The organism is Erythrobacter sp., assembly GCA_019739335.1.
GTDB lineage: Bacteria > Pseudomonadota > Alphaproteobacteria > Sphingomonadales > Sphingomonadaceae > Alteraurantiacibacter.
In genome coordinates, this window is sequence record CP073261.1 from 555,122 (window position 1) to 577,847 (window position 22,726).

General features: G+C 64.2%; 22 protein-coding genes. 4 read left to right on the forward strand and 18 right to left on the reverse strand.

The features are described from left to right. Positions 1-81 precede the first annotated feature (81 nt). From JY451_02810 to JY451_02820, 3 genes are all read right to left on the reverse strand, one after another. Positions 82-1,194 carry an ATP phosphoribosyltransferase regulatory subunit gene (locus tag JY451_02810; protein ID QZH75562.1) on the reverse strand — a complete coding sequence of 371 codons (1,113 nt, stop codon included), beginning with the start codon at positions 1,192-1,194 and terminating at the stop codon, positions 82-84. Positions 1,195-1,219: 25 nt separating this feature from the next. Next, complete coding sequence (locus JY451_02815) at positions 1,220-2,818, reverse strand: phosphoglycerate dehydrogenase (GenBank protein ID QZH75563.1); 1,599 nt, start codon at positions 2,816-2,818, stop codon at positions 1,220-1,222. A gap of 128 nt (positions 2,819-2,946) precedes the next feature. Beyond that, positions 2,947-4,104: a phosphoserine transaminase gene (locus JY451_02820; GenBank protein QZH76518.1), complete on the reverse strand. Its 1,158-nt coding sequence runs from the start codon at positions 4,102-4,104 to the stop codon at positions 2,947-2,949. A gap of 189 nt (positions 4,105-4,293) precedes the next feature. Between JY451_02820 and JY451_02825 the strand changes: the two genes are divergently transcribed. Continuing rightward, a complete protein-coding gene (locus JY451_02825; GenBank protein QZH75564.1) occupies positions 4,294-5,016 on the forward strand; it encodes an extensin family protein in 723 nt (240 codons plus the stop codon). Between the two features lie 3 nt (positions 5,017-5,019). Here JY451_02825 and JY451_02830 read toward each other — a convergent pair whose 3' ends face one another. The 11 genes from JY451_02830 to JY451_02880 form a co-directional block, all read right to left on the reverse strand. Beyond that, on the reverse strand, positions 5,020-5,736 hold the full coding sequence (locus tag JY451_02830; GenBank protein ID QZH75565.1) for a helix-turn-helix transcriptional regulator: 717 nt from the start codon (positions 5,734-5,736) through the stop codon (positions 5,020-5,022). A gap of 203 nt (positions 5,737-5,939) precedes the next feature. After that, complete coding sequence (locus JY451_02835; protein ID QZH75566.1) at positions 5,940-6,698, reverse strand: proteasome-type protease; 759 nt, start codon at positions 6,696-6,698, stop codon at positions 5,940-5,942. 43 nt (positions 6,699-6,741) lie between these two features. Further along, the gene (locus tag JY451_02840) at positions 6,742-7,560 is read right to left on the reverse strand and encodes a transglutaminase family protein (GenBank protein QZH75567.1); all 819 of its coding nucleotides are present in this window, start codon (positions 7,558-7,560) and stop codon (positions 6,742-6,744) included. A gap of 20 nt (positions 7,561-7,580) precedes the next feature. Then, positions 7,581-8,525 carry an alpha-E domain-containing protein gene (locus JY451_02845; GenBank protein QZH75568.1) on the reverse strand — a complete coding sequence of 315 codons (945 nt, stop codon included), beginning with the start codon at positions 8,523-8,525 and terminating at the stop codon, positions 7,581-7,583. Positions 8,526-8,537: 12 nt separating this feature from the next. Beyond that, positions 8,538-9,968, reverse strand: a complete 1,431-nt coding sequence (locus JY451_02850) for a circularly permuted type 2 ATP-grasp protein (protein QZH75569.1) — start codon at positions 9,966-9,968, stop codon at positions 8,538-8,540. A 70-nt stretch (positions 9,969-10,038) separates the two neighbouring features. After that, a complete protein-coding gene (locus tag JY451_02855) occupies positions 10,039-10,833 on the reverse strand; it encodes an alpha/beta fold hydrolase (protein ID QZH75570.1) in 795 nt (264 codons plus the stop codon). A 66-nt stretch (positions 10,834-10,899) separates the two neighbouring features. Then, positions 10,900-11,460 carry a DUF3617 family protein gene (locus tag JY451_02860; protein QZH75571.1) on the reverse strand — a complete coding sequence of 187 codons (561 nt, stop codon included), beginning with the start codon at positions 11,458-11,460 and terminating at the stop codon, positions 10,900-10,902. After that, a complete protein-coding gene (locus tag JY451_02865) occupies positions 11,457-11,972 on the reverse strand; it encodes a DUF3617 family protein (protein QZH75572.1) in 516 nt (171 codons plus the stop codon). Before JY451_02865 ends, JY451_02860 begins: the two co-directional genes overlap by 4 nt. 52 nt (positions 11,973-12,024) lie before the next feature. Next, a complete protein-coding gene (locus tag JY451_02870; protein ID QZH75573.1) occupies positions 12,025-12,582 on the reverse strand; it encodes a DUF3617 family protein in 558 nt (185 codons plus the stop codon). Between the two features lie 174 nt (positions 12,583-12,756). Beyond that, positions 12,757-13,317 (reverse strand): DUF3617 domain-containing protein, encoded by a 561-nt coding sequence (locus JY451_02875; GenBank protein ID QZH75574.1) that lies wholly within the window; start codon positions 13,315-13,317, stop codon positions 12,757-12,759. An 85-nt stretch (positions 13,318-13,402) separates the two neighbouring features. Further along, positions 13,403-13,906, reverse strand: a complete 504-nt coding sequence (locus tag JY451_02880; protein ID QZH75575.1) for a hypothetical protein — start codon at positions 13,904-13,906, stop codon at positions 13,403-13,405. An 83-nt stretch (positions 13,907-13,989) separates the two neighbouring features. Here JY451_02880 and uvrB point away from each other — a divergent pair, with 83 nt between their 5' ends. Both uvrB and JY451_02890 read left to right on the forward strand, forming a co-directional pair. Next, positions 13,990-16,179, forward strand: coding sequence for an excinuclease ABC subunit UvrB (gene uvrB, locus JY451_02885; GenBank protein QZH75576.1), 2,190 nt, complete (start codon positions 13,990-13,992; stop codon positions 16,177-16,179). 68 nt (positions 16,180-16,247) lie between these two features. Continuing rightward, complete coding sequence (locus JY451_02890; GenBank protein ID QZH75577.1) at positions 16,248-16,832, forward strand: hypothetical protein; 585 nt, start codon at positions 16,248-16,250, stop codon at positions 16,830-16,832. On the opposite strand, the gene JY451_02895 is transcribed toward JY451_02890, so the two are convergent. Then, positions 16,829-18,859 (reverse strand): thioredoxin family protein, encoded by a 2,031-nt coding sequence (locus tag JY451_02895; GenBank protein ID QZH75578.1) that lies wholly within the window; start codon positions 18,857-18,859, stop codon positions 16,829-16,831. The genes JY451_02890 and JY451_02895 overlap by 4 nt on opposite strands. A gap of 28 nt (positions 18,860-18,887) precedes the next feature. Between JY451_02895 and JY451_02900 the strand changes: the two genes are divergently transcribed. Continuing rightward, entirely contained in the window at positions 18,888-20,102 is a 1,215-nt protein-coding gene (locus tag JY451_02900) for an FAD-dependent monooxygenase (protein QZH75579.1), read from the forward strand. Between the two features lie 8 nt (positions 20,103-20,110). Here JY451_02900 and JY451_02905 read toward each other — a convergent pair whose 3' ends face one another. The 3 genes from JY451_02905 to hemC all read right to left on the reverse strand — a co-directional run bounded on the left by JY451_02905 (position 20,111) and on the right by hemC (position 22,685). Continuing rightward, complete coding sequence (locus JY451_02905; GenBank protein QZH76519.1) at positions 20,111-20,995, reverse strand: hypothetical protein; 885 nt, start codon at positions 20,993-20,995, stop codon at positions 20,111-20,113. 80 nt (positions 20,996-21,075) lie between these two features. Next, the gene (locus tag JY451_02910; protein ID QZH75580.1) at positions 21,076-21,747 is read right to left on the reverse strand and encodes a uroporphyrinogen-III synthase; all 672 of its coding nucleotides are present in this window, start codon (positions 21,745-21,747) and stop codon (positions 21,076-21,078) included. Continuing rightward, the gene (gene hemC, locus JY451_02915) at positions 21,744-22,685 is read right to left on the reverse strand and encodes a hydroxymethylbilane synthase (GenBank protein ID QZH75581.1); all 942 of its coding nucleotides are present in this window, start codon (positions 22,683-22,685) and stop codon (positions 21,744-21,746) included. Before hemC ends, JY451_02910 begins: the two co-directional genes overlap by 4 nt. Positions 22,686-22,726: the final 41 nt, after the last annotated feature.

Below are 22,726 nucleotides of genomic sequence, written 5' to 3' on the forward strand. Positions count from 1 at the left end.
AGGAATGCAATTTCGCCCTTCCTTTAGGTTCATCATCACAAAATTCCATCTAATTCTAGCGAGTTGGGCGAACCCTTCGAATCAAACGGGGGTTGCCGCGCCGCCATCCAGAACGTGCGAACAGCCCAGCGTGGCCGCATCATCACTTTCGCTCAACGCCGCCACGGTCCGCCAGCCTTCGACGCGCAGCCTGGCTGCGGCATCGCGATCATGCCCCAGCGGCAAGAAAACCCGATCGCCCACCCTCTCGTCGGCCTTTACGGCTTCCACCAGCTCTTCCGGGTAGAGCGAGAAGCCCGTCGCCACTTCGTTGCTGCCGCCGATCCGGTAGGTGCCGCCGCGCCCGAGCGCGCCGCGCACGCCTTCCGCATACAAGGTGAAGCCGAACCAGCTCTGGTATTCGAAGCCGTGGCGTTCGCTGGGGTCTAGCGTCAGGCGCGCGCGGCCTTCGACGCGGGCGGCAATCTGGCGCAGCGCGTCGATGCGACTGTCGAGCACGCCTGCGCTGTCGATCGCGTCGAGCCGCGCCGCTGCTTCAGGAAATGGCCCGGCGGCGTGGATCAGCGGCAGGTAGGCTGCCCCGCCAGCTTCGACCAGTCCGCCTGCATCCTTCATGTCAAGCTCGCGCCGCACCGCCTCGCGCGCCTCTGCACCCAGTGGCAGCGGCCCGTCGGCCAAAGTATCGACCAGATCGGGCAAGGTGAAATCGACCGAGACCCCTTTCGCACCCGCAGCTTCCAGCGCCTCGATCGCCAGTTCGACGATCTCGGCGGCGGCGGCGACGCTGTCGGTGCCGATCAGCTCGGCGCCCAGTTGCAGGTTCTCGCGCCGGGGGTCGAGCGCCACGCCCATGATCCGCATCACCTGCCCGGCATAGCACAGCCGCAGAGGGCGCGGGTGGTCGGCCATGCCGGTGGCAGCGATCCGCCCCACCTGCACGGTGATGTCGCTGCGCAGAGCGAGCGTGCGCAGGCTGCGCGGATCGGTGAAGCGCACCAGATGACGGGTGCGACCGGCACCCATCCGCCCGGCCAGGCTGCGCTCGAATTCCACCAGCGGCGGACGCACCCGGCCATAGCCGTGGCTCGCCAGCACGGCCATTACCGCCGCCTCGATCCGCGCCGCCGCCGCCGCGCTTTGCGGCAGGCGGTCTTCGAGGCCTTCGGGGAGCAGGTCTTGCGTCGGATCGGTCATGCGGCCTCCCCTAAGACCTGCGGCGTCAGAACGAAAGCGGCTTCACCTTCTTCACGCCCTGCAGCGCGCAGATGGCCTTCTGCACTTCGTCCGACGGCTCCTGATCGAGCGACAGGATTAGTACCGCATCGGCATCCTTGTCACGATCGGGCAGGCGACGGCCCAGGTGGAAGTTGCCGATGTTGACATTCGCCGCGCCGAGCGTGGAACCAAGCCGACCGATGAAGCCGGGCTGGTCCTCGTTGACGATGTAAAGCATGTGGCCGTCCAGATCGGTTTCGATCCGCACCCCGGCGATTTCCACCAGCCGCATTTCGGAACCGCCGAACAGGCTGCCCGCGACCTCGCGGCGGCGCGTCGGCGTGGTGGCGATCACGCGCAGCAGCGTGTGGTAGTGCCCTTCGTTGCTGTGGCGCACTTCGCGCACGTCAAGCCCGCGTTCCTTGGCGAGGATCGGGGCGTTGACCATGTTGATCGTATCCGACCAGGTGCGCATCATCCCTGCCAGCACGGCGGCGGTGATTGGCTTGAGGTTCAGTTCCGCAGCCGCCCCTTCGACTTCGACGGTGAGCGAAGTGATATCCGGTCCTTCGAGCTGGCCGACCAGCGAACCGAGCTTTTCCGCCAAAGCGATATAAGGCTTCAGCCGCGGTGCTTCCTCGGCGCTGAGGCTCGGCATGTTGAGCGCGTTGGTGACCCCGCCATCGACGAGGAAATCGGCCATCTGCTCGGCCACCTGCAGCGCCACGTTGACCTGCGCTTCGGTGGTCGATGCGCCCAGATGCGGGGTGCAGATGAAGCCGGGGGTGCCGAACAGCGGGTGATCGGCGGCAGGCGGTTCGACTGCGAACACGTCCAGCGCGGCACCGGCGATATGGCCGCTGTCGAGCAGGTCCTTCAGCGCCGCTTCGTCCACGAGTCCGCCGCGCGCGCAGTTGACGATGCGCACGCCGGGCTTGGCCTGTTCGAGCCGTTCGCGGCTGAGGATATTGCGCGTCTCGTCGGTCAGCGGGGTGTGCAGGGTAATGAAATCGGCGCGCGCCAGCAAAGTGCCGAGATCGACCTTTTCGATGCCCAGTTCCACCGCGCGGTCCGGCGTCAGGAAGGGATCGTAGGCGACGACCTTCATCTTGAGCCCCTGCGCCCGGCTGGCAACGATCGAACCGATATTGCCCGCGCCGATCAGGCCGAGCGTCTTGCCGGTGACTTCGACGCCCATGAAGGCGTTCTTGGGCCATTCACCCGCCTGGGTGCGGCGGTCTGCTTCGGGAATCTGGCGGGCGAGCGCCATGATCAGGGCGATGGCGTGTTCGGCAGTCGTGATCGAATTGCCGAACGGGGTGTTCATCACCACCACGCCCTGCGCCGAGGCCTTGGGAATATCGACATTGTCCACCCCGATCCCGGCGCGGCCGATGACCTTGAGACTGGTCGCGGCGGCAAGGATTTCGCCCGTCACCTTGGTGGCGGAACGGATCGCAAGGCCATCATACTGGCCGATGATCGCCTTGAGCTCTTCGGGAGTCTTGCCGGTGATGACATCGACATCGCAGCCGCGCTCTTCAAAAATGCGCGCGGCGTTGGGGTCCATCTTGTCGGAAATAAGAACGCGGGGTTTGGTCATGGAAAATTCCTTGGATTCGTCATCCCGGACTTGATCCGAGATCCCGCTTTTTGCGGGTGTGAACGGAAATAGGGGAAGCGGGACCCCGGCTCGGAGGCCGGGGTGACGCAACAGTTGGCGCGAGCGGCCTAAAGCCGTCCGGCCTTGAGCTCTTCGTAGGCCCATTCGATCCACGGCAGCAGGCGCTTGATGTCCTCCTGCTCGAGGCTCCCGCCGCACCAGATGCGCAGGGACGGCGGGGCATCGCGGTAGCCGTTGAAATCGTAGCCGATGTCCATTTTCTCGAGCGTTCCGGCGATCTTCTTCGGCACCGCGGCCTGGTCCTCGGCAGAGAGGCTTTCGTACCAGTCACCCTGGAACACCATGCACACGCCGGTGTTGGTGCGCAGCGCCGGATCGGCAACCATGTTGCGCAACCACGGCGTGGACTCGATCCAGTCGGTCACGATCTTGGCATTGGCGTCGGCACGCGCGAACATCGCGTGGCGACCGCCAATCGACTGCGCCCATTCGAGCGCCCAGATGTAATCCTCGGTCGCCAGCATCGAGGGCGTGTTGATCGTCGCCCCTTCGAAGATCGCGCGATCCACCTTGCCGCCCTTCTTCAGGCGGAACAGCTTGGGCAGCGGCCACTCGGGATCGTAGCTTTCGATCCGCTCGACCGCCTTGGGGCTGAGGATCAGCATCCCGTGCTGCGCTTCCGAGCCGAGCACCTTCTGCCACGAGTAGGTGGTAGCATCGAGCTTCGCCCAGTCCATCTCCTGCGCGAAGACGGCGCTGGTGGCATCGTTGATCGTCACCCCGGCGCGGCCCGGCGCGAGCCAATCGGTATTGGCGATCTTCGCGCCCGAAGTGGTACCGTTCCAGGTGAAGACGACATCGTTTTCCTGCGGCACCTGCGTCAGGTCGGGAATGTCACCGTAATCGGCGTTGAGGACCTGCAGGTCCTTCAATTTCAACTGCTTGACCGCATCCTGGATCCAGACGTTGCCGAAGCTTTCCCAGGCCGCGACGGTGGCAGGGCCTGCGCCGAGCATCGTCCACATCGCGCATTCGAGCGCGCCGGTATCCGAACCGGGCATGATGCCGACGAGGTAATCCTCGGGCACACCGAGCAATTCCTTGCTCAGGTCGATCGCGTATTTGAGGCGGCTCTTGGGGTAGCTGGCGCGGTGCGAGCGACCTAGGCTGCGGGTGTCGAGCTTGTCGAGAGCCCAGCCGGGAGGCTTGCAGGTAGGTCCGGATGAAAAAAAACGGCCGCTCCGGACGGAGGGCTGGTTGGTCAGTCATGTATTCTCTCCTTGCAGAGAGCTCGCGCGGCGTTGGGACCGCGTGGCCCGCAGCGGCCCCTAGAGACGTTCATGCCTGAGTCAAAGGTTACTTGCGAAACGATCAACCGTTCCGGAAATGGTTTCAGCGATGTTAACCATAGCTACGGGAACGGCCTTAACCATTGTAAGTGCAGGTAACGTGCCATGAAACACGCCAGCTTCCTCGCTCTCATTAGCCTCGCCCTGACAGGCTGTTCGGTCCTGCCGCAAGGCAGCGGAGATCGTTCGGACTATCGTTCGGCGCACCCGAATCGCAGCAGCGGCCCGGTAAGTTCCGGTCCTGCGGCGCCGCGAATGGCAGCAGCGGTCGTGCCGATGAACGCGAATGCGGTCCTATGCCTTTCGCAACTCGGATCGGCGGGGGCGCGATTCGATGCCCTGCCCGATCAATACCTCGATCAGGGGTGCAGCACGCTCAACACCGTCCAGATGCACGCCTTGCAGGGCGATGGCGGGCCACTGAATGTGAGCAACCTCGGCCCGGTGACCTGCCCGGTCAGCACGGCGTTCGCCGCCTGGGCGCGCTATGGCGTGGACCGCGCGGCACGGCAGATCTTCGGCACCGGCCTCGCCAGCATCCAGACAATGGGCAGCTACTCCTGCCGCAATGTCGCGGGCACCAGCCGCCGATCAGGTCACGCCAGCGCGGCAGCTATAGACATCGGTGGGTTCGTGCTGGAAGACGGACGCCGGATCAGCGTGCAAGCTGGGTGGAACGGCGACGAGCGAGAGCGCGAATTCCTGCGCACCGTGCAACGCAGCGCCTGCCGCCGCTTCGGAACCGTGCTCGGTCCGGACTACAACGCCGCGCACCGGGACCACTTTCATGTCGAAGGCGTGATCGAGGGCAATTCGTACTGTCGTTAGCTTTCAGCCTGCGCGCAGTGAGGTGGAAAGAGTCACTTCCTCCGGAACAACTTGGCCGTTTTGAAATCGGCCCTGCGTGCCACTGCCCGCATCCCTCCCTTCCGAATCGGTGCTTTCGCGCAGGCCCGCCTCTAGTCGCATCCGCACTGCATCGGCGGCGTGCGTAGCACCCAGCTTGTCCATCATGTTGGCGCGATGGATTTCGACCGTGCGTGGACTGATAGCGAGTTCGCGAGCGATCGCCTTGTTAGAACATCCCTCGCTCAGCCAATCGAGCACCTCGCGTTCGCGGCGCGAGAGAACCGCAATCCGGCGGCGAGCATCGATCAGGCGGCGGCGCGCTTCGGCATGGCGTCCGGCATCGGAGTGATAATGCGCCACCATCCGCCGCAATTCGCTTTCGGTAAGCGGCAGCGTCAGGAAATCGAGCGCGCCGGACTGGATCGCCTGCACGACCTCCTCGATCCCCGGCTCCTCACTGGCAGCCACCAGCGGGATCCAGATACCGTTATCCGCAAAGACCTCCAGCAATCCTGCAATGCCGTGTTCCACCACATCATCCGACGCGATCACCACGCCTTCCTGCGGCGGCCGGTCGAGCAATTCGACCAGGTCGGAATAGACTTCCGCATGGTGCCCCATCGTTAAAACCAGCCGCGACTGGGAGGCCCGTGACCGGCTGTCGCCGCCCACGATATGCATGGTGATACGTTGTTCCATGCTGCTGATTCTGGAGGATAATTATGCGGATAGCATTCCGTAGAACTACGGAAACCCACCTATAGCACGGGGAAAACCCCGCAAAACTACGGTTTTCAGGCGAAAATAAATCTCCGCATTGGACCTATCGCGCAAATATCGGGCTTCACGCCGGCCTTGCCGCCTGCATGTGCATGGAATCTCGGTGGTTTTACTGAGGGATTTTACGTAGCCTTCCGCGTCGCCTGAAAAAAGCTGTAATCCGGCAGCGAGTGGAAAGCGCGGCGCAAGGCGTCACCCCAGCTGCTCGAAATGGCGTCGAAATAGGGATCGCCATGCTCGATCCGCCGTTCATGTAACGGAGCGAAAGTGTCACGCTCCACCACCAGCAGATCCAGCGGCAGACCGACCGATAGATTGGCCTTCAGCGTAGAATCGAAGCTCACCATCAGCAGCTTCACAGCATCTTCGAAGCTCATGGCCCGATCATATCCGCGAAGGATGATCGGGCGCCCGTACTTGGTTTCACCGATCTGGAAAAACGGCGTGTCGAAGCTGGCTTCGATGAAATTGCCTTCAGGATAGACCATGAACAGGCGCGGCTCCATGCCCCTGATCTGGCCCGCAAGGATGATCGACGCGGTAAAGCGGCCCTTGCCCGCGGGCCCGTTATCCTCCTGCGTGCTGACCACCACTTCACGCAGCAGCTTGCCGGTCTCCACCGCTACCTGGAACATGCTGGGGAGTTCCAGCAGCCCATGCTGGCGTTCCTCCGGAGCCTTCGAACGTTCCTCCAGTTGGCTGATTACCGCCTGGGTGGTAGCCAGGTTGCCTGCCGTCATCACCGAGATGATCCGCTCCCCCGGCACCGTCCATGTGAACATCTTGCGAAATACGGATATGTTGTCGACGCCCGAATTTGTCCGGGTGTCGCTCATGAGGACGAGGCCCTTGTCGAGCACCATGCCAACGCAATAGGTCATGGGATAAATCCTACAGCGGTCGCAGCACGGCGCAAGGCGCGCGCTACTGCTGGTCCACCATTTGTTGCTCAACCGCCAGATCGACAGAGAGATCTTCCGCCTGCGCGCCGAAGCTGATGCCGGTGATCGGCGCCGCATCGCGATAGTCACGGCCCGTCGCCACGCGGACATAGCGCGGATCGGGACTGATGCCGTTGGAAATGTCGAACCCGACCCAGCCCAGCCCCTGCACATGCGCTTCGGCCCAGGCGTGGGTGGCTTCCTGATCGATCCGATCGTTCATCATCAGATAGCCGCTTACATAGCGTGCCGGAACTTCGAGGCTGCGCGCTGCGGCGATGAAGATATGCGCATGATCCTGACAAACCCCGCTGCCCTTCGACACCGCTTCTTCGGCCGTGGTGTTCACCCCGCTGGTGCCGGTGCGGTATTCGACCTGTTCGCGGATCAGGTTCGAAAGATTGTGCAGCGTGTCGACCATTCCCGTTTCGCTACGCTCGACCTGCGCGATCAGCGCCCGGATTTTCGGCCCCGGTCGGGTCAAGGGTGTGCGGCCGAGGAAAGCCCAAAGCGGCAAATGCCCGGCATGATGGCCGATCACTCCGGCATTGTCCTCTGTATCCACCCGGCCGTGGCAGGTAACAACAACCTGCGTCGCCCCTTCCTCCACCGAAACCAGCGTGACATGGTTGAAATTCTGGTCGTCGTAGGAAAGCTCCTCGCGAGCGCCGGTGAATTCCATGGCCCAGTCGACGATTTTCTGACCCTGCGTTTCCTTGGGCGTCAGCCGCAGCCGCTGGACCCCGTGAGCAACGGGCTCGGCAAAGCGGTAGCTGGTGGTATGGCGGATGGCGAGGCGCATGGTTCCTGTTCTCCTTCCGCTTAAGATACAAATCGGTAATCGGTGGCGATTGCGCCGGCCAATTCCTGATTGCCGGCGATGAATTGGATCAGGAACTCGTGCAGCCCCTGTTCGAACACATCCTCCACGGTCTTGTCGTTCAGGCGCAGGTCGGCCGCGCGCATGCATTCGTGCGCCTGTCCTTCCGCCCCGTGCAGCCGCGCCAGTTCAGTCAGGTTCTCGCGTGCGGCCGCATAGCAGAACACCAGGCTGCGCGGGAACCGTTTGTCGAGTATGAGAAAGTCGGCGATCGAGCGGGCGTCCATTCGCCCGGCATTGAGCCAGCGGTAGGCGCGTTCCGCCGATAGCGAGCGCAGCACGTTGTCCCATTGACCCGTGTCGAGCGGGGTGCCGACGTATGACAGCGATGGCAGCAGCAGATAGTACTTCACATCGAGAATACGCGAGGTGTTGTCTGCCCGTTCCAGAAAGGTGCCGAGCCGGGCGAAGCAATAGGTCTCGTTGCGCAGCATCGATCCGTGTGTGGCCCCGCGCGCCAGCGTGCTTTCGCGCCGGATCGCGCCGAGCGCGAGGTTGAGATTGCTTTCGCGCACCGGGCGGGCGAGCAGATCGCGTAGCGTCATCCAGCCCTCGTTGATCGCTTCCCACACTTCCAGCGTGATCGCCGAGCGGCAGGCGCGGGCATTGATCCGCGCGCGTTCCACCATCGACAGCACGCTTTCGGGATTGTTCTTCGATCGCAGCACGAAATCGCACACATGCGCGCCAGCATAATCGTCGTAGGTCGCTTCGTAGGCGCGGCGCAAGCCCAGCGTGGTCAGCACCGAGCGCCATTCCTGCACTGCGGTGTCCGAACGGCGGGTCAACGTCATCCTGTGCCCCGCTTCGAGCAGGCGTGCAGTATTCTCCGCCCGTTCGAGATAGCGGTACATCCAGAAGATGCCGTTGGCGACGCGGCCTAGCATGGGCGACAAGCCTCAGTCATCGAGCACCCAGCTATCCTTGGTCCCGCCGCCCTGGCTCGAATTGACCACCAGCGAACCCTTCTTCAGCGCCACCCGCGTCAGCCCGCCGGGAGTGATGTCCACCCCGTCGGGCGAACACAGCACATAGGGGCGCAGGTCGACATGGCGGGGGGAGAGGCCGCTCTTGGTGAAGATCGGGCAGGTGGAGAGCGCCAGCGTCGGCTGGGCGATATAATTGTCAGGGTTGGCTTCCAGCTTGGCGCGAAAAGCCGCGATCTCCTTTTTCGACGATGTTGGCCCGATCAACATGCCGTAACCGCCCGACCCGTGGACTTCCTTCACCACCAGCTGTTCGAGATTGGCGAGCACATATTTCAGGCTGTCGGGATCGGCGCAGCGCCAGGTATCCACATTAGGCAACAGCGCCCTTTCGCCGGTATAGAACTCGACGATATCGGGCATGAACGAATAGATCGCCTTGTCGTCCGCCACCCCGGTTCCCGGCGCATTGGCGATGGTGATCCTTCCCGCGCGGTAGACATCCATGATCCCCGGGATGCCGAGCACGCTGGCAGGATTGAAGGTGAGCGGATCGAGGAAATCGTCATCGACCCGACGGTACAGTACATGCACCGGGCGGAAGCCGACCGTGGTGCGCATCTGTACCTGCCCATCCACTACCCGCAGATCGCTGCCCTCCACCAGTTCGGCCCCCATCTGGTCGGCGAGGAAGGCGTGTTCGTAATAGGCCGAATTGTAGATGCCGGGAGTGAGGACGGCGATATTCGGCTTGTCCGGTGCGCCTTCAGGAGCGCAGGCGGCAAGGCTTTTTGCAAGGCGGCGCGGGTAATCGGAGACCGGACGGACATTCACCGTGCTGAACAGTTCCGGGAACATCGCCATCATTGTTTCGCGGTTTTCCAGCATATAGGAAACGCCGCTGGGAGTGCGGGCATTGTCTTCCAGCACCAGGAAGTCGTCCGGTCCGGTGCGCACCAGATCGATGCCGGTGATATGGGTATAGACCCCGCCCGGAGGCGTGAAGCCGACCATCTGCGGCAGCCACGCGGCATTGTTACGAAACAGCCTTTCGGGCAGGCGGCCCGAACGGATGATTTCCTGACGGTGGTAGAGATCGTGCATGAAAGCGTTGAGTGCCCGCACCCGCTGCTCGATCCCGCGCGAAAGCCGCCGCCATTCGGCTGCGGTGATGATGCGCGGCACCATGTCGAACGGGATCAGCCGCTCCTCGGCATCATCCTCGCCATAGACGTTGAAGGTGATACCGGTCTTGCGGAAGAAGCTTTCGGCCTCGAAATTCTTGCGCCGCATCGCGCCGTCGTCCTGCTCGGACAACCACTGGACATATCCGCGATAGGCCGGGCGCACGGACCCATCCGGCGCATGCATTTCATCGAATTTCGGCTCTTCCGGCGCGGCCATGGATCCCCTTGTGCCGCCAGCGAGACAGAATCATTCCATTTCGCAGGTGCAGCAACACTGTAACAAAGGTTCAGCCGTCGTCTAGTTCCCTTGTGAGCGCCATGATGCAATCGGGGGCAGTGGGGAAACCGAGGTGGGTGCAGCGCAGCGCCACTGCCCGGTCGCGCTCGTCTGGGCGGCCACAAGCGGCGCGGCGCGAGATCACCCCGTCGCGCGGGCTCCAGAATGCTATCGTCTCGACCGGCGGCTTGGCATTGAGCTGTGCGTCGATGGGGGGGCGCTCAACCGGATGTCCCGCCACCAGTTGGTACGCACGCCAGGCATTGTTCGAATAAGGCGTGTGACTGAAGGGCGAACCCATGGTGATGACCTTGGCAATGCAACCGGGCTGCAACTTGGCGACTTCACGCGCCATTACCCCGCCCAGGCTCCAGCCGATCAGCACTACCTTCTGCCCGTAACGCTCGTGCACCGCACAAATACGCTGCGCGAGCAGTTCGAGCGTATCTTCATTGGGACCAAGGTTATGGCCCAGCTTCCATTCCTTGACCTTATGCCCGGCGCGCTCGAGCTGGCTGGCCAGATATCGCAGGCGGCTGGGGCCGGTGGCGAAGCCGGGAAGCAGGATGACGACACGCGGATTGGCAGCACGCTGGATCGGGAGCGGCGGGCGCAGGCGGCGCTGCAACGGCTCGAGCACTGCGCCAAGTTCGGCGTAGAACAGCCGCAGCGGCGGGGCGTGGGCCTCGCTTGGCCTGGCTCCGCGCAACAGGCTTAGCCTCCGTAGCACGGTATCCCCGAGAGCGCCGACATTGCGGCGCAAGCGGTCCACCGGGTTGTGCAGTTCGGGTTGGAGCGACGACATAATGTGACAGTTAGATGAAAAGGGCTGACAATCAACTTAACGCAGGAGACTGTCATAGTTCCGTCACTATTCCGCTTCGCCCGAACTTGGCTCTTCAGTATAGCATTCGCCGATCCGCTCGTTTTCGGTGAGCGTTTCAACTTCTTGCGTACCGCCGCGCACGGCGGGGCCGCTCTGGACTACCCTGGTTTCCAGCTGCGAGCCGGTGGCGCTGCCCGTGCCGATCATGGTGATCTGCGATGTGGTCCCTTGCGGATTCTCGCAGGTGAGGTCTGTGCCCATCCGGTTCCCCTCGACATCGAAGCGGGTGATTGCGCAGCCGCCCGCCGCCATCGCTTCCACCAGCGGGGCAAAACCGCGCGCGGCATCTTCAGGGGCGAGGCATGACTCGCTGATGCTGGGCGTTCCGGTGACCATGTTGGCCTCAGCCCAGGCAGTGTCGGCTGCGGCGGGTTCGGACATTTCAAAGCGCACCAGCGTGGTGGTGATGCGATAGAGACCGGGATCGGGCCTCGGCAGGCTCTGCGCGCGGGCGAGCACTTCTTCCGGTGAGAGTGGCTCGGCTTCGTTGCAGGCTGCAAGCGGTGCGAGCGCGAGAGCGGCGAAGGTGAAGTGGGAGGCCTTCATTCGCAATCGCCAACTCTTTCAACCGTCATGCGCATATCCATCGTCATTTTTCCCATTTCGGGGGCGCGCATGGTCATCGCCATTTGCATCTCCATACCCTGGTCGCTGGCAGACCCCGTCAACACGATCTCGTTGCGGCTGCCACCCGGCTCGACACACTGCACAGCGATCCGAAAATTTTCGTCGTCGCCAGTGGGACCGTCCGATGTGCACTCTCCCTCGCTGCGAAGCTCGGCAAGCCAGTCAACCCGCTCTACATCACCAGCAAGGCAGATGTAGCTGATATCGGGTGCCTGCGTGGTTTCATCCATCGGTGGAACCTCCTTGCCGACTTCCAGACCCGCCAATCCGAAATTTTCGACAATCGCGGTGAGCCGATAGCGACCGGGCACCGGCGTGGCTTCGATGAAATCGGGCCAGGGAAAGCTCTCATCAGTCACGCGGGGATCGATCTGGACGGCTGGTCCGGGATCCTGCCCGCTCAGCGGCAACACTGGCAGCACCAGCGCCACGCCAAGCGGCACCGCCAACAAACCCGCGCGCTTCACCGCGCGGCTCCGTTTATCAGGAAGCGGTCGCGCAGTCGCCGATGCGGTCGGACACCACGTTCATACGCACCGTGCCTTCGCCCGCTGCGGTGGGCAGGGTGTAGGTCATGGTCAGGTTCGCGCCCTGCTCCGCCGTGCGGCCTTCCATTTCGACGCGGCCATTCAACCCTTCCTCGGCGGTGCAGGCCATCGCCCCGGACATTTCGTTGCCGTTCGCCGTAAATCGCGAGAGCGTACATTCCGCCTCCACCATTTCGGACAGCCACGCCTCGCGCGTGACATCCTCGCCGATGCAATACAGATGGGGCTGCGCCGCGCCAGCTTCGAATTCGGCGCGGGCTTCCGCAATCGTTGCATCTTGCAGCCCGGGCGCGTCGAATTCGATCAGCGAGACCTGCGTCGAGTATTCGCCAGGCTGTGGCATGGCCCCGTTGTCATCGATCACCGCTGCCACTTCGTCCGCCGACAGCGCCTCGTCGGTCAGTGCCTCGTCAGCCTCATCGGAGCAAGCAGACAGCGCGAGAACGGCAAGCAGCGGCAGGACCAACAGAGGGCGCAGGGTGGCTGGGCGCATAGGACTATCCTCGTTCAACATGGGTGACGGTACAGCCACCGGATCGAGGGTAATCCTATACTCGCCGGAATGGCCTGCCAATCGGAGGCAGCCCACTACAGCAGGGTTTCGCGGCCGCGTCCCAATGTGGAGCAGGCCGCCGCAAAACCTCTAATCCGCCAAAGAACCGGTCCGTCACCCGGCCCCGGTCGTCGCCGAACACTCACCAACGCGCTCGGTCTGGTTGCGCAGCACCATCCGCATCGTCTGCCCCTCGGTGGCATTGGTCATATTCATCGTCACCGTCATGTCCTGGCTGGTTTCTGCGATAGTCCCGCCGAATTCGATAGTGCCGGTGCTGCCCGCGCCGTCATCGCAATTCATCGTCGCATCGAGCGTGTCGCCGTCAACGGAGAAATTGGTGAAGGTACATTCATCCGAATTTTCCTGCATCGCGCCGAGGAATTCCTCGAATCCGGCATCGGCCTGCTCCTCTGTGATGCAGATGGTTTGCGTCTGCGCCGCGCCCATTTCCATAAAGCCGCGCATCATCGCCTGCTCTTCCTCGCTGGCGCCGGAGATTTCGAAGTCGATAAGTTCGCCGGTGGTCGTGTATTCGCCCGGCTGCGGCTTGGCGATGTCTGCCATTGCAGCGGCGACCTGATCGGGATCGCCTGGGTCCTCGACAGTGCCGGAATCACCGCAGGCGGTCAGGGCAAAGATCGAAGCGGCGGCGATTAGTGTCGAGATACGCAAGGCAGGTTCCCCCTCTGGTCGGATTCGGCGGGATGGTGAACTATCCGGGCACGGGGAACAAGTGCGGTGTTCTTCAGCTCTGTAATCAGCAATCGCCGGTGCGACGCCCTTCCTGCACCGCGATGGCCTTTAGCGTATGCGGAGCGGGGTCGCCTTCCACGGCGAGGCTGCCCTCCATGACGATGACATCTCGCGTCGAAGTTTCGTCGAAGGTGGAATTTCCTCGCATTAGGGGAGTGTATTCCACGTCCGCAGTCGAAAGAGTGCACGACCCTTCGAGGGAAGCGTTGGTCGATGTATTGCTATAGATTTCAAGTTCGCACATGCCCTTGGTCCGTTCGCGGACGTCCTCTGCCTGCCACGCGCGATCCGTATAAGTCGGCTCCCCGCAAATCGAGACAGTGCCCTCCATCTCGCGGAAGCTGGCAGGCAATTGATCGGGCGCAAAGGCCACGCCATCGATCGTCACGCTGTCGAGCGTGCGCACCAATTCCCACCGGCCGTACTGCGGCCTGTTATCGGGATTGTCCCCGGCGCAAGCTCCCAGCGGCCCGAGGAACAACAAGACGGTAACTACATCACGCGACATGATTTTTCCCTCTGATCCGGCGAATGTTGCATCAGGTCGGTAAAGATTTGCCGAAAGCTGTATCCCGCCCCATATCCCCGCGAATGGCAGAACTCGTAATCCGCAGGGGCCTGGAAGAGCCCGATACAACGGGCGAATTCGTCCCGCACAAGCCCGCGCGCCCGGAAAAGGCCGAGCCGGGCAGGCCGTTCAAGCTGGTGTCCGAATACGAACCGGCGGGCGACCAGCCGACCGCGATTGCCGAACTGGTCGCCGCCGCGCGTGAGGGCGAGCAAACGCAGGTGCTGCTCGGCGTAACCGGCAGCGGCAAGACCTTCACCATGGCCAAGATGATCGAGGAATTGCAGCGCCCCGCGCTCGTCCTCGCGCCCAACAAGATCCTCGCCGCGCAGCTTTACGGCGAATTCAAGAGCTTCTTCCCGGAGAACGCGGTCGAGTATTTCGTCAGCTATTACGACTATTACCAGCCCGAAGCCTACGTCCCCCGCTCGGACACCTACATCGAGAAAGAGTCGAGCGTGAACGAGGCGATCGACCGGATGCGCCATTCGGCCACCCGTTCGCTGCTGGAGCGCGACGACGTGCTGATCGTCGCCTCGGTCTCGTGCCTCTACGGTATCGGTTCTGTCGAAACCTACTCGGCGATGATCTTCGACCTCAAGGCGGGCGATACGGTCGACCAGCGCGAATTGATCCGCAAACTGGTGGCGCTGCAATACAAGCGCAACGACACCGCCTTCGCGCGCGGTTGCTTCCGGGTGCGGGGGGACAATCTCGAACTGCATCCCAGCCATCTCGAAGACACCGCCTGGCGGATCAGTTTTTTCGGCGACGAGATCGAGGAAATTGCCGAATTCGATCCGCTGACCGGCAAGAAGGGCACTAGCCTCGGCAAGGTGCGCGTCTATGCCAACAGCCACTACGTCACGCCCGGCCCGACGATGAAGCAGGCCAGCGCAGCCATCAAGTTCGAGCTGGAGGAACGGCTCAAGGAACTGCACGCCGAGGGTCGCCTGCTCGAAGCCCAGCGGCTGGAGCAGCGGACCAACTTCGATCTCGAGATGATCGCCGCCACGGGATCGTGCAATGGGATCGAGAACTATTCGCGCTTCCTCACGGGCCGACTGCCGGGTGAGCCGCCGCCCACGCTGTTCGAATACCTGCCCGAAAACGCGCTGCTGTTCGTCGACGAAAGCCACCAGACGGTGCCGCAGATCGGCGCGATGGCCCGCGGGGACCATCGCCGCAAGCTGACGCTCGCCGAATACGGTTTCCGCCTGCCGAGCTGTATCGACAACCGCCCGCTGCGGTTCAACGAGTGGGACGCGATGCGTCCGCAGACCGTAGCCGTTTCCGCTACGCCGGGAAGCTGGGAAATGGACCAGACCGGCGGGGTCTTCGCCGAACAGGTGATCCGCCCCACCGGGCTGATCGATCCGCCGGTGGAGATCAAGCCGGTCGAGGATCAGGTGCAGGACTGCATCGCCGAGTGCAAGGCCGTGGCCGCGCAGGGCTATCGCACGCTCGTCACTACTCTGACCAAACGGATGGCGGAGGACCTGACCGAGTTCATGCACGAACAGGGCGTGCGCGTGCGCTACATGCATTCGGACGTCGAGACGCTCGAACGCATCGAGCTGATCCGTGATCTGCGGATGGGCGTCTATGACGTGCTGATCGGCATCAACCTGCTGCGCGAGGGGCTGGACATTCCCGAGTGCGGGCTGGTGTGTATCCTCGATGCCGACAAGGAAGGCTTCCTGCGCAGCGAAACCTCGCTGATCCAGACCATCGGCCGCGCCGCGCGCAACGTGGACGGGCGGGTGATCTTGTACGCCGACCGGATCACGGGTTCGATGGAAAGAGCAATGGCAGAGACTGGCCGCCGCCGCGACCGGCAGCGCGCCTACAACGAAGCGCACGGCATCACCCCGACCACGATCAAGCGCGGAATCCAGGACATCGTCGCCCACACTGCCTCGCGCGACGGGGTGCTGGTGGAAATCGAGACCGACGACGGGCGCAACAACCTCGTCGGCCACAACCTGCGCGCCTACATTCAGGACCTCGAAAAGAAGATGCGCAATGCGGCTGCTGACCTTGAATTCGAGGAAGCCGGGCGCCTGCGCGACGAGATCCGCAAGCTGGAGGCGGACGAACTGGGGATCCCGGACGCAGAGAAGAAGGCGCCGATGGTGGGACGAAGCAACGAGGGCAAGCCAGGAACGCGCAAGATGCGCTACGGGCGGGTGCAGCGGAAGATGGGTAAGTAGGCCGGGGCAGGACCGGGAATGAGACAGTCGAACTTGCTCCCGAAGCTGACTCGGGGCAAGCGCCTCGGGTGACCAGGAAATTCGCATCAGGCGCGATTGCCGCCACGGCCTTGCTCGCGGCTTGCGGGGAGCAGGCCCCTCCGGCGCCCGAACCGCAAACCATCGTGCTGGAAGACACCGGTCCGAATCTCCCGCAAGCCGAACTTTCGCCCGATACCTCGCGCGCAGGGTGGCAGGTGGCGGAGGATGGGCAGGCGATCCATTTTGCGGAGGCCGGGGAAGCGCCGTGGCTCACGCTGGCTTGCGAGCTCGACGAAACGCCCATCGGCTTCACCATCATCCGTCATGCCGAAGCGTTTCCGGGGGAGTCGGCGCTATTCCCGTTTGTCGGCAACGGCATGATCAGCCGCTTCCTCGCCGATGCGACACTGCATCGCACGACGGAGGGCAACGAGTGGCGCTGGGAAGCCCATGTACCCGCCGCCGACCCGCAGCTCGATATCTTCGAGGGCACGCGCGACCTTACGGCAACCTTGCCGGGGCGCGGGATGCTGGAGATTGCGGGGAGCCGGATACCGGGCGAATTCGTCGCCTGGTGCCGCGCGGGCGGGCGCGTGCCGACTACAGAACCTACCGCCAGCGTCGAACCCTAGCCTCCCGCCTTCTCGACAAGCATGTCGGGGGTCAGCACCTGCGGCAATTGCTCGCCCTCGCCTCTTCCCGCCGGGTACCACACGTAGAGCGGCACCCCCGCCGCGCCCCAATGTTCAAGATAGCGCGAAATCGCCGGATCGGCGCGGGTCCAGTCGCCGCGCATCGCCACCACGCCAGTATTTTCAAACGCCGCGCGCGTCGCCTCGCGCTCGATTGCCACGCTTTCGTTGACCTTGCAGGTAACGCACCAGTCGGCGGTGAACCAGACGAACACCGGCGAGCCTGAGGCCCGCGCCTCGGTGAGTGCGGCTTCAGAGTAGGGCACGGGATCGAGCAGGCTATCGGCGGCAGAGATGGATGGCTCCTCCGCCCGGAAAGGAAGCGAAGCCGCAAAATAGAGCGCCACGGCAATGCCTATGCCGCCGACCAACCTGTTCCCCCGCCGGAACGCTACCAGCGCAACAATTGCCAGAAGCGCCAATGCCAGAGCAGCGAAAGCGAAGTGCATCCCGCCCAGCCGCCACGCCAGCCACAGCAGCGCCAGCGCAGTCAGCCCCATCGGCACCGCCATCCAGCGCGGGAAAGTCTCCATCCACGCCCCCGGCTTCGGCAGACGAGAACGCAAGGCAGGCACATAACCCAGAAGGAGAAACGGCAGCGCCAGTCCCAGCCCCAGCACCGCGAACAGCAGCAGCGCTTGCGGCGCGGGAAGCAGCAGCGCGGCACCCAGAGCGGCGGCCATGAACGGCCCGGTGCAGGGCGTCGCCACCACTGCCGCCAGCAGTCCGGTGGCAAAGGCGCTGCCGCGCCCGCCGGTGCGGATCGGGAGCGAGGGCAATTCGAACAGCCCCGCCAGATTGGCGGTAATCAGGACGGCCAGCACCAGCAGCGCGGCGACCACCAAGGGTTGCTGCAACTGGAAGGCCCAACCCACCTGCTCGCCCGCCGCGCGCAGCGCCAGCATCGCCGCGCCCAGTGCCACACAGGCGAGCACGACCCCGACGGTATAGGCGAGCCCCTCACGCCGGGCCTGCGCCTCGCTTTCGCCCGCGCGCGCCAGGGTCAGCGCTTTCAGGCTAAGGATCGGGAAGACGCAGGGCATCAGGTTGAGCAACAATCCGCCCAGCAGCGCTCCGCCCAGCAGCAGCCCCAGCGGTGTTTCGACAGCGGCGGTAGGCACCAGCCGCGTGCCGCCACTCGGCACATCCCCCGGTGCGACGGTGAAGCGCACCCCCTCGCCTTCTGCGCCAAACGCGAGGATGCCCGATATCTCGCCCGGCCTGCCACCCAGGCCGCCGAGCGGAATCTCCGCCACCAGCAGGTCGCCATCACGATAGAAGACCTGCGCCGCGCCGTAATCGACCACTTCGGTCTGCGCGATGAAGACATGCGGATCGGCAAGGTCCAGCGCGGCGGGCAAGGGAATCGCCAGCCGTAAGCTGTCCTGCGTGAAGGCAAAACTTCCCGCCCGGTCGATCAGCGGCGGGATCGCAGCGCGTGCGCTGTCGAAATCGGCGCGCATGGCATCGCTCGCCTGCGGGAAGCGCAGCGTCAGCGTGGCACCTTCAGGCACGCACAGTTCGTCCGAACAGGCGAGCCAGCGCGCGTCGAGAGTGATCGGCGCGAGGTTGGCCACCGCCGCGCCTTGGGGCACGTCGATCGGCACCAGCACCGTGTAATCGCGTTCATAGGCGTGGTTGACGATGTCGAACAGGATCAGCCGTTCGGGCACCGGGTAGAGCGGTTCACCCGCTTCCCAGCCCGCAGGCAGGTTCCAGTCCAGTTCCATCCCCAACCCCGCTTCGCCGGGATTGGACCAGTATCCGTGCCACCCCTCCTGCGGGCGGAAGCGCAGCGCCACTGTCAGCGTCTCGCCCGCCACCGGAGCGGTTTCCGCGACCAGATCGGCAGCAATGTAATTGCGCTGTTGCGCCTGTGCCGGAAACGCCCACAGGCTCGCCAGCACGGCGAGCATTGCGATAAGATACCGTCGCCAACATGGGCGGAAGGATAGGCTTGCCTGCATGGTGTGAAGCGATCTAGGAGCGAGCGCGATGGCGGACAAGCGCGAACTCCTGATCCTTGGCGGCGGACTCGTCGGCATGACGCTGGCACTGGCAGCGGCGCGCAAGGGCATTTCCTCTCACGTGGTCGACCGCGCGGACCCGGCGGAACTGACGGCGGAAGGCTTTGACGGCCGCGCTTCGGCGATCTCCACCGCCAGCTGGAACCTGTTCCGCAACATCGGCCTCGCCGATACGCTCCAACCGCATGGCTGCCCGATTGAAAGCATCGCCGTCACCGACGCGATGAAGCCGGGCCGGATTGATTTCCAGCCCGAGCCGCATGAAGGCACGCTGGGCCGGATGTTCGCCAACCGCACCTTACGCCTCGCGCTTTTCGATGCGGCGAAGGACGAGCCGCTGATCGCCTGGCACGCCAATGCGCAGGTGGTTGATCGCCAGCGCGGCGAGCACGGGGTTTCGGCAACGCTGGCCGATGGCACCGTGCTCGAAGCCAGCCTGCTGGTCGGCGCCGAAGGGCGCGGCTCGCCTACGCGCGACGATGCAGGTTTCACGATGGCGCAGTGGGATTACCGCCACCGCGCGATCATCGCCGGGCTGAACCATGAAAAGCCGCACAACGGCGTGGCGTGGGAAATCTTCTTCGCCGATGGTCCTTTCGCCCTCCTGCCACTGTTGGACGACGAACAAGGCCGCCACCGTTCTGCGCTGGTCTGGACTGTGGACGAGAAGGATGCCGCCGGCGTGCTGGCGCTCGGCCCCCGCGCGTTCCAGCATGAAGTCGAAAAGCGGATGCAGGGCATTTTCGGGGCAATCGAAATGACCGGCGGGCGCTCCTCCTATCCACTCGGCTTCCAGCACACCGCCAAGATCGTCGAGCACCGGCTGGCGCTGGTGGGCGATGCCGCGCACGGGATGCACCCGATAGCGGGCCAGGGACTGAACCTTGGCCTGCGCGATGTCGGTGCGCTGGTGGAAGTGCTGGCGGAAGGCGCGCGGCTCGGCCTCGATCCCGGCGACGCTCAGATGCTGGCGCGCTACGAGAAATGGCGCGCGCTTGATACGCTGATGGTGATGGGCGCGACCGATACGCTAACCCGGCTGTTCGGAATTCCCGGCAAGGCGGCCAGCGCGGTGCGGCGGCTGGGCATGGCGGGCGTACAGCGGCTGCCGGTGATGAAGCGCTGGTTCATGGACGAAGCACGCGGCATGAGCGGGCAGTTACCCGAATTGCTTAGGGGCTAAGCCAAAACTTACTCTCGCGAATTGCCCGCCGGGCTGCGCTGTTCCACGGGCGCGCCGGTGCCGTCACGCAGTTCGCGAGAATCGAGCACTGCGGCGGTTTCCAGCGTTTCGAGCGCGCGCTGCGCTGCGGCGAAGCGTTCGGCGTCTTCCATCCAGTCTTGTGCCACGGCGGCATTGGGGAGTTGGCGCACTTCGGACACCGCCGCTTCGATCCGTCCGCTTTCGAGGAATTGCCTTGCGCGAGCGAGCCGCCTGTCAGCCACCGGCGAGGCGGTATCCTCCCGCCGGACGATGAACAGTTCGGACAGTTCCCGGCCGATGCGGGTGAACACGCCTTCGCCTGCAGGCGCATCGTTCAGTTGCGGTTCCAGCCCTTCGAGTTGCGCAAGCAACTGGTCGAGCGTCACCGGATCCTGCGCCGCGTCGATGATCGTCTGCACGGCATTGGGGCGATCCTCGCCGAACCGCAGGCGTAATTGGTCCGCCAGATAGCCAAGCGGCGATCCACGTTCGATGGCGCGGCGACTGGCAAAGGCGATCAGCAGTGCTTCGGCGCGCGCGGCGTTTCCGGCGGCCGCCTGCGATTGCAGGTCCAGCCGGGTCAGCCGCTGCTCCATCGCGGCAATCCGGCTGTCGAGCCCGCCTTGCTGCACCACCACTCGATCAACCTGCTCAGCCGTTTCGCGCGCTTCTACTGCCACTTCCGAGGCACTCGGCGTGGGTGCAGGAGTCAGCTCTTCTGCAAGCAAGGGAGGCTCACCAGTCGTCGACGCCTCTTCGGATTCAGTGCGGATTTCGAACAGGCCCGCCAGCGTATCGTTCCCGCTTAACATCCACATCGCCAGTGCGCCGAGCAGGAAGGCCGCGCCCACTGCGATAAGTACCGGGCGCAGCGAGGACTTTGGCCGCTCCGCTTCCGCCGGTCGAAAATCGTATCCCTGATCCATAGGGTCCTTCTGACTGTCGATGGTACCTATTGGCACATGTCGCGCGCCAAGGCCAACAGTGCGCTGTCGTTGGGTTTGGGCGGGCATTGGCTGTCGCGCCAGCCCGGCCCCGCCGCTGCCGCGACACGCGAACCGATGCAGGCGAGCGCGATGGTCGCCTTGTCGAGGCCGCAGCGCTCGCATTCGTCGGCAAAGTGCCGCGCGGCGGCGGCGGAGTGGAGCAGGACCAGCGGGCTGCCCGCGCCCAGCTTTTCCGCATCGTCAGCGGAGATCGGCATTGCGCGGACGTCGTAGACGACTACGGTGGTCACGCTGATACGTTCGGCCAGAACGAGGGGGACATGTTCAGTTCCCGCAAGCCGCAGGAAACGGGCCTTGTCGTCGATAGTATCGGACAGCGCCTGCAACCCGCCCGATCCGGCAAACGCGACGGTGAACCCGGCAGCGCGGGCGACTTCGGCGGTGGTTTCCCCCACGGCATAGGCGGGCAGGTGGCGGTACGCGGCCAGCGTCGGCCCGCCGTGGCGCACGGCATTGGCGCTGCCGAGCAGCAACGCGTCGAACTGCGCCGGATCGGGCGCCTCCCACGGCAATGGCGAGACTTCGAACAGCGGCATGGCGGTGATGGCGAGGCCCATTTCCTCCCCCAGTAGCAGCGTCGATTGCAGGCCGGGTTCGGGTCGGATGGCGACAATCATGCGGGTGGGTGTTCTGGCGGGTCGAAGGCTTCGGCGATGGCGGCGGGGGCGCGGGCGAGGAGATCGGCGGCCAGGTTTGCCGGAGCCTGTTCGTCACCCACTACGAAGCGCACCTTGCCCTCGATCCGCTCGCGCCCGTCAGGGCTGAAGAGAGCCACGCGCATCGCCAGCTCATCGCCTATGCAATCGCACAGCACGGCAATCGACGAATGGCAGTTCCCGCCCAGCGCCAGCAGCAGCGCGCGTTCAGCCAGCACTTCGGCGCGGCTCGGCGCATGGTCGAGTGGGGCGAGCAGTTCACGCACCCGCGCATCGTCGGCGCGGCATTCGATGGCGATGGCCCCCTGCGAGGGCGCGGGAAGCCAGTTGGCGCTGTCCAGCGCCTGGCCCACGTCGTGCTGCCCCAGCCGCTCCAGCCCGGCAGCCGCGAGGAACGTCGCCTGCGCTTCGCCCGCCGCCAGCTTTCCCAGTCGTGTGGCGACGTTGCCGCGGAACAACACCACCCGGCAATCGGGCCGCAGGTTGAGCAATTGCGCTGCCCGGCGCGGAGCGCTTGTCCCCACCACCGCGCCCTGCGGCAGGTCGGCAATGCTGGACGCGCCGATCAGCCGGTCACGCTTGTCCTCGCGCGGCAGGATTGCGCCGAGCATGAAGGCTTCGGGCCGGAGCGTTTCCACGTCCTTGAGCGAATGCACCGAAGCATCGATCCGCCCTTCGGCAAGCCATGCGTCGAGTTCCTTGGTCCACAGCGCCTTGCCGCCGATCTCCGCCAGCGGGCGATCGAGGACCTTGTCGCCGCTCGCCACCACCGGCACCAGTTCGACCGCTTCGGGCGGCCAGCCATGGGCCGCGCAGAGGCGGGATCGGGTTTCTTCTGCCTGCACCATCGCCAAGGGCGACTGGCGGGTTCCGAGCTTGATATGCGGAGCGTCTGACATCGGTTTGCTTGCCCTAGCGGCCCCTTTCGCTAAGGGAAAGC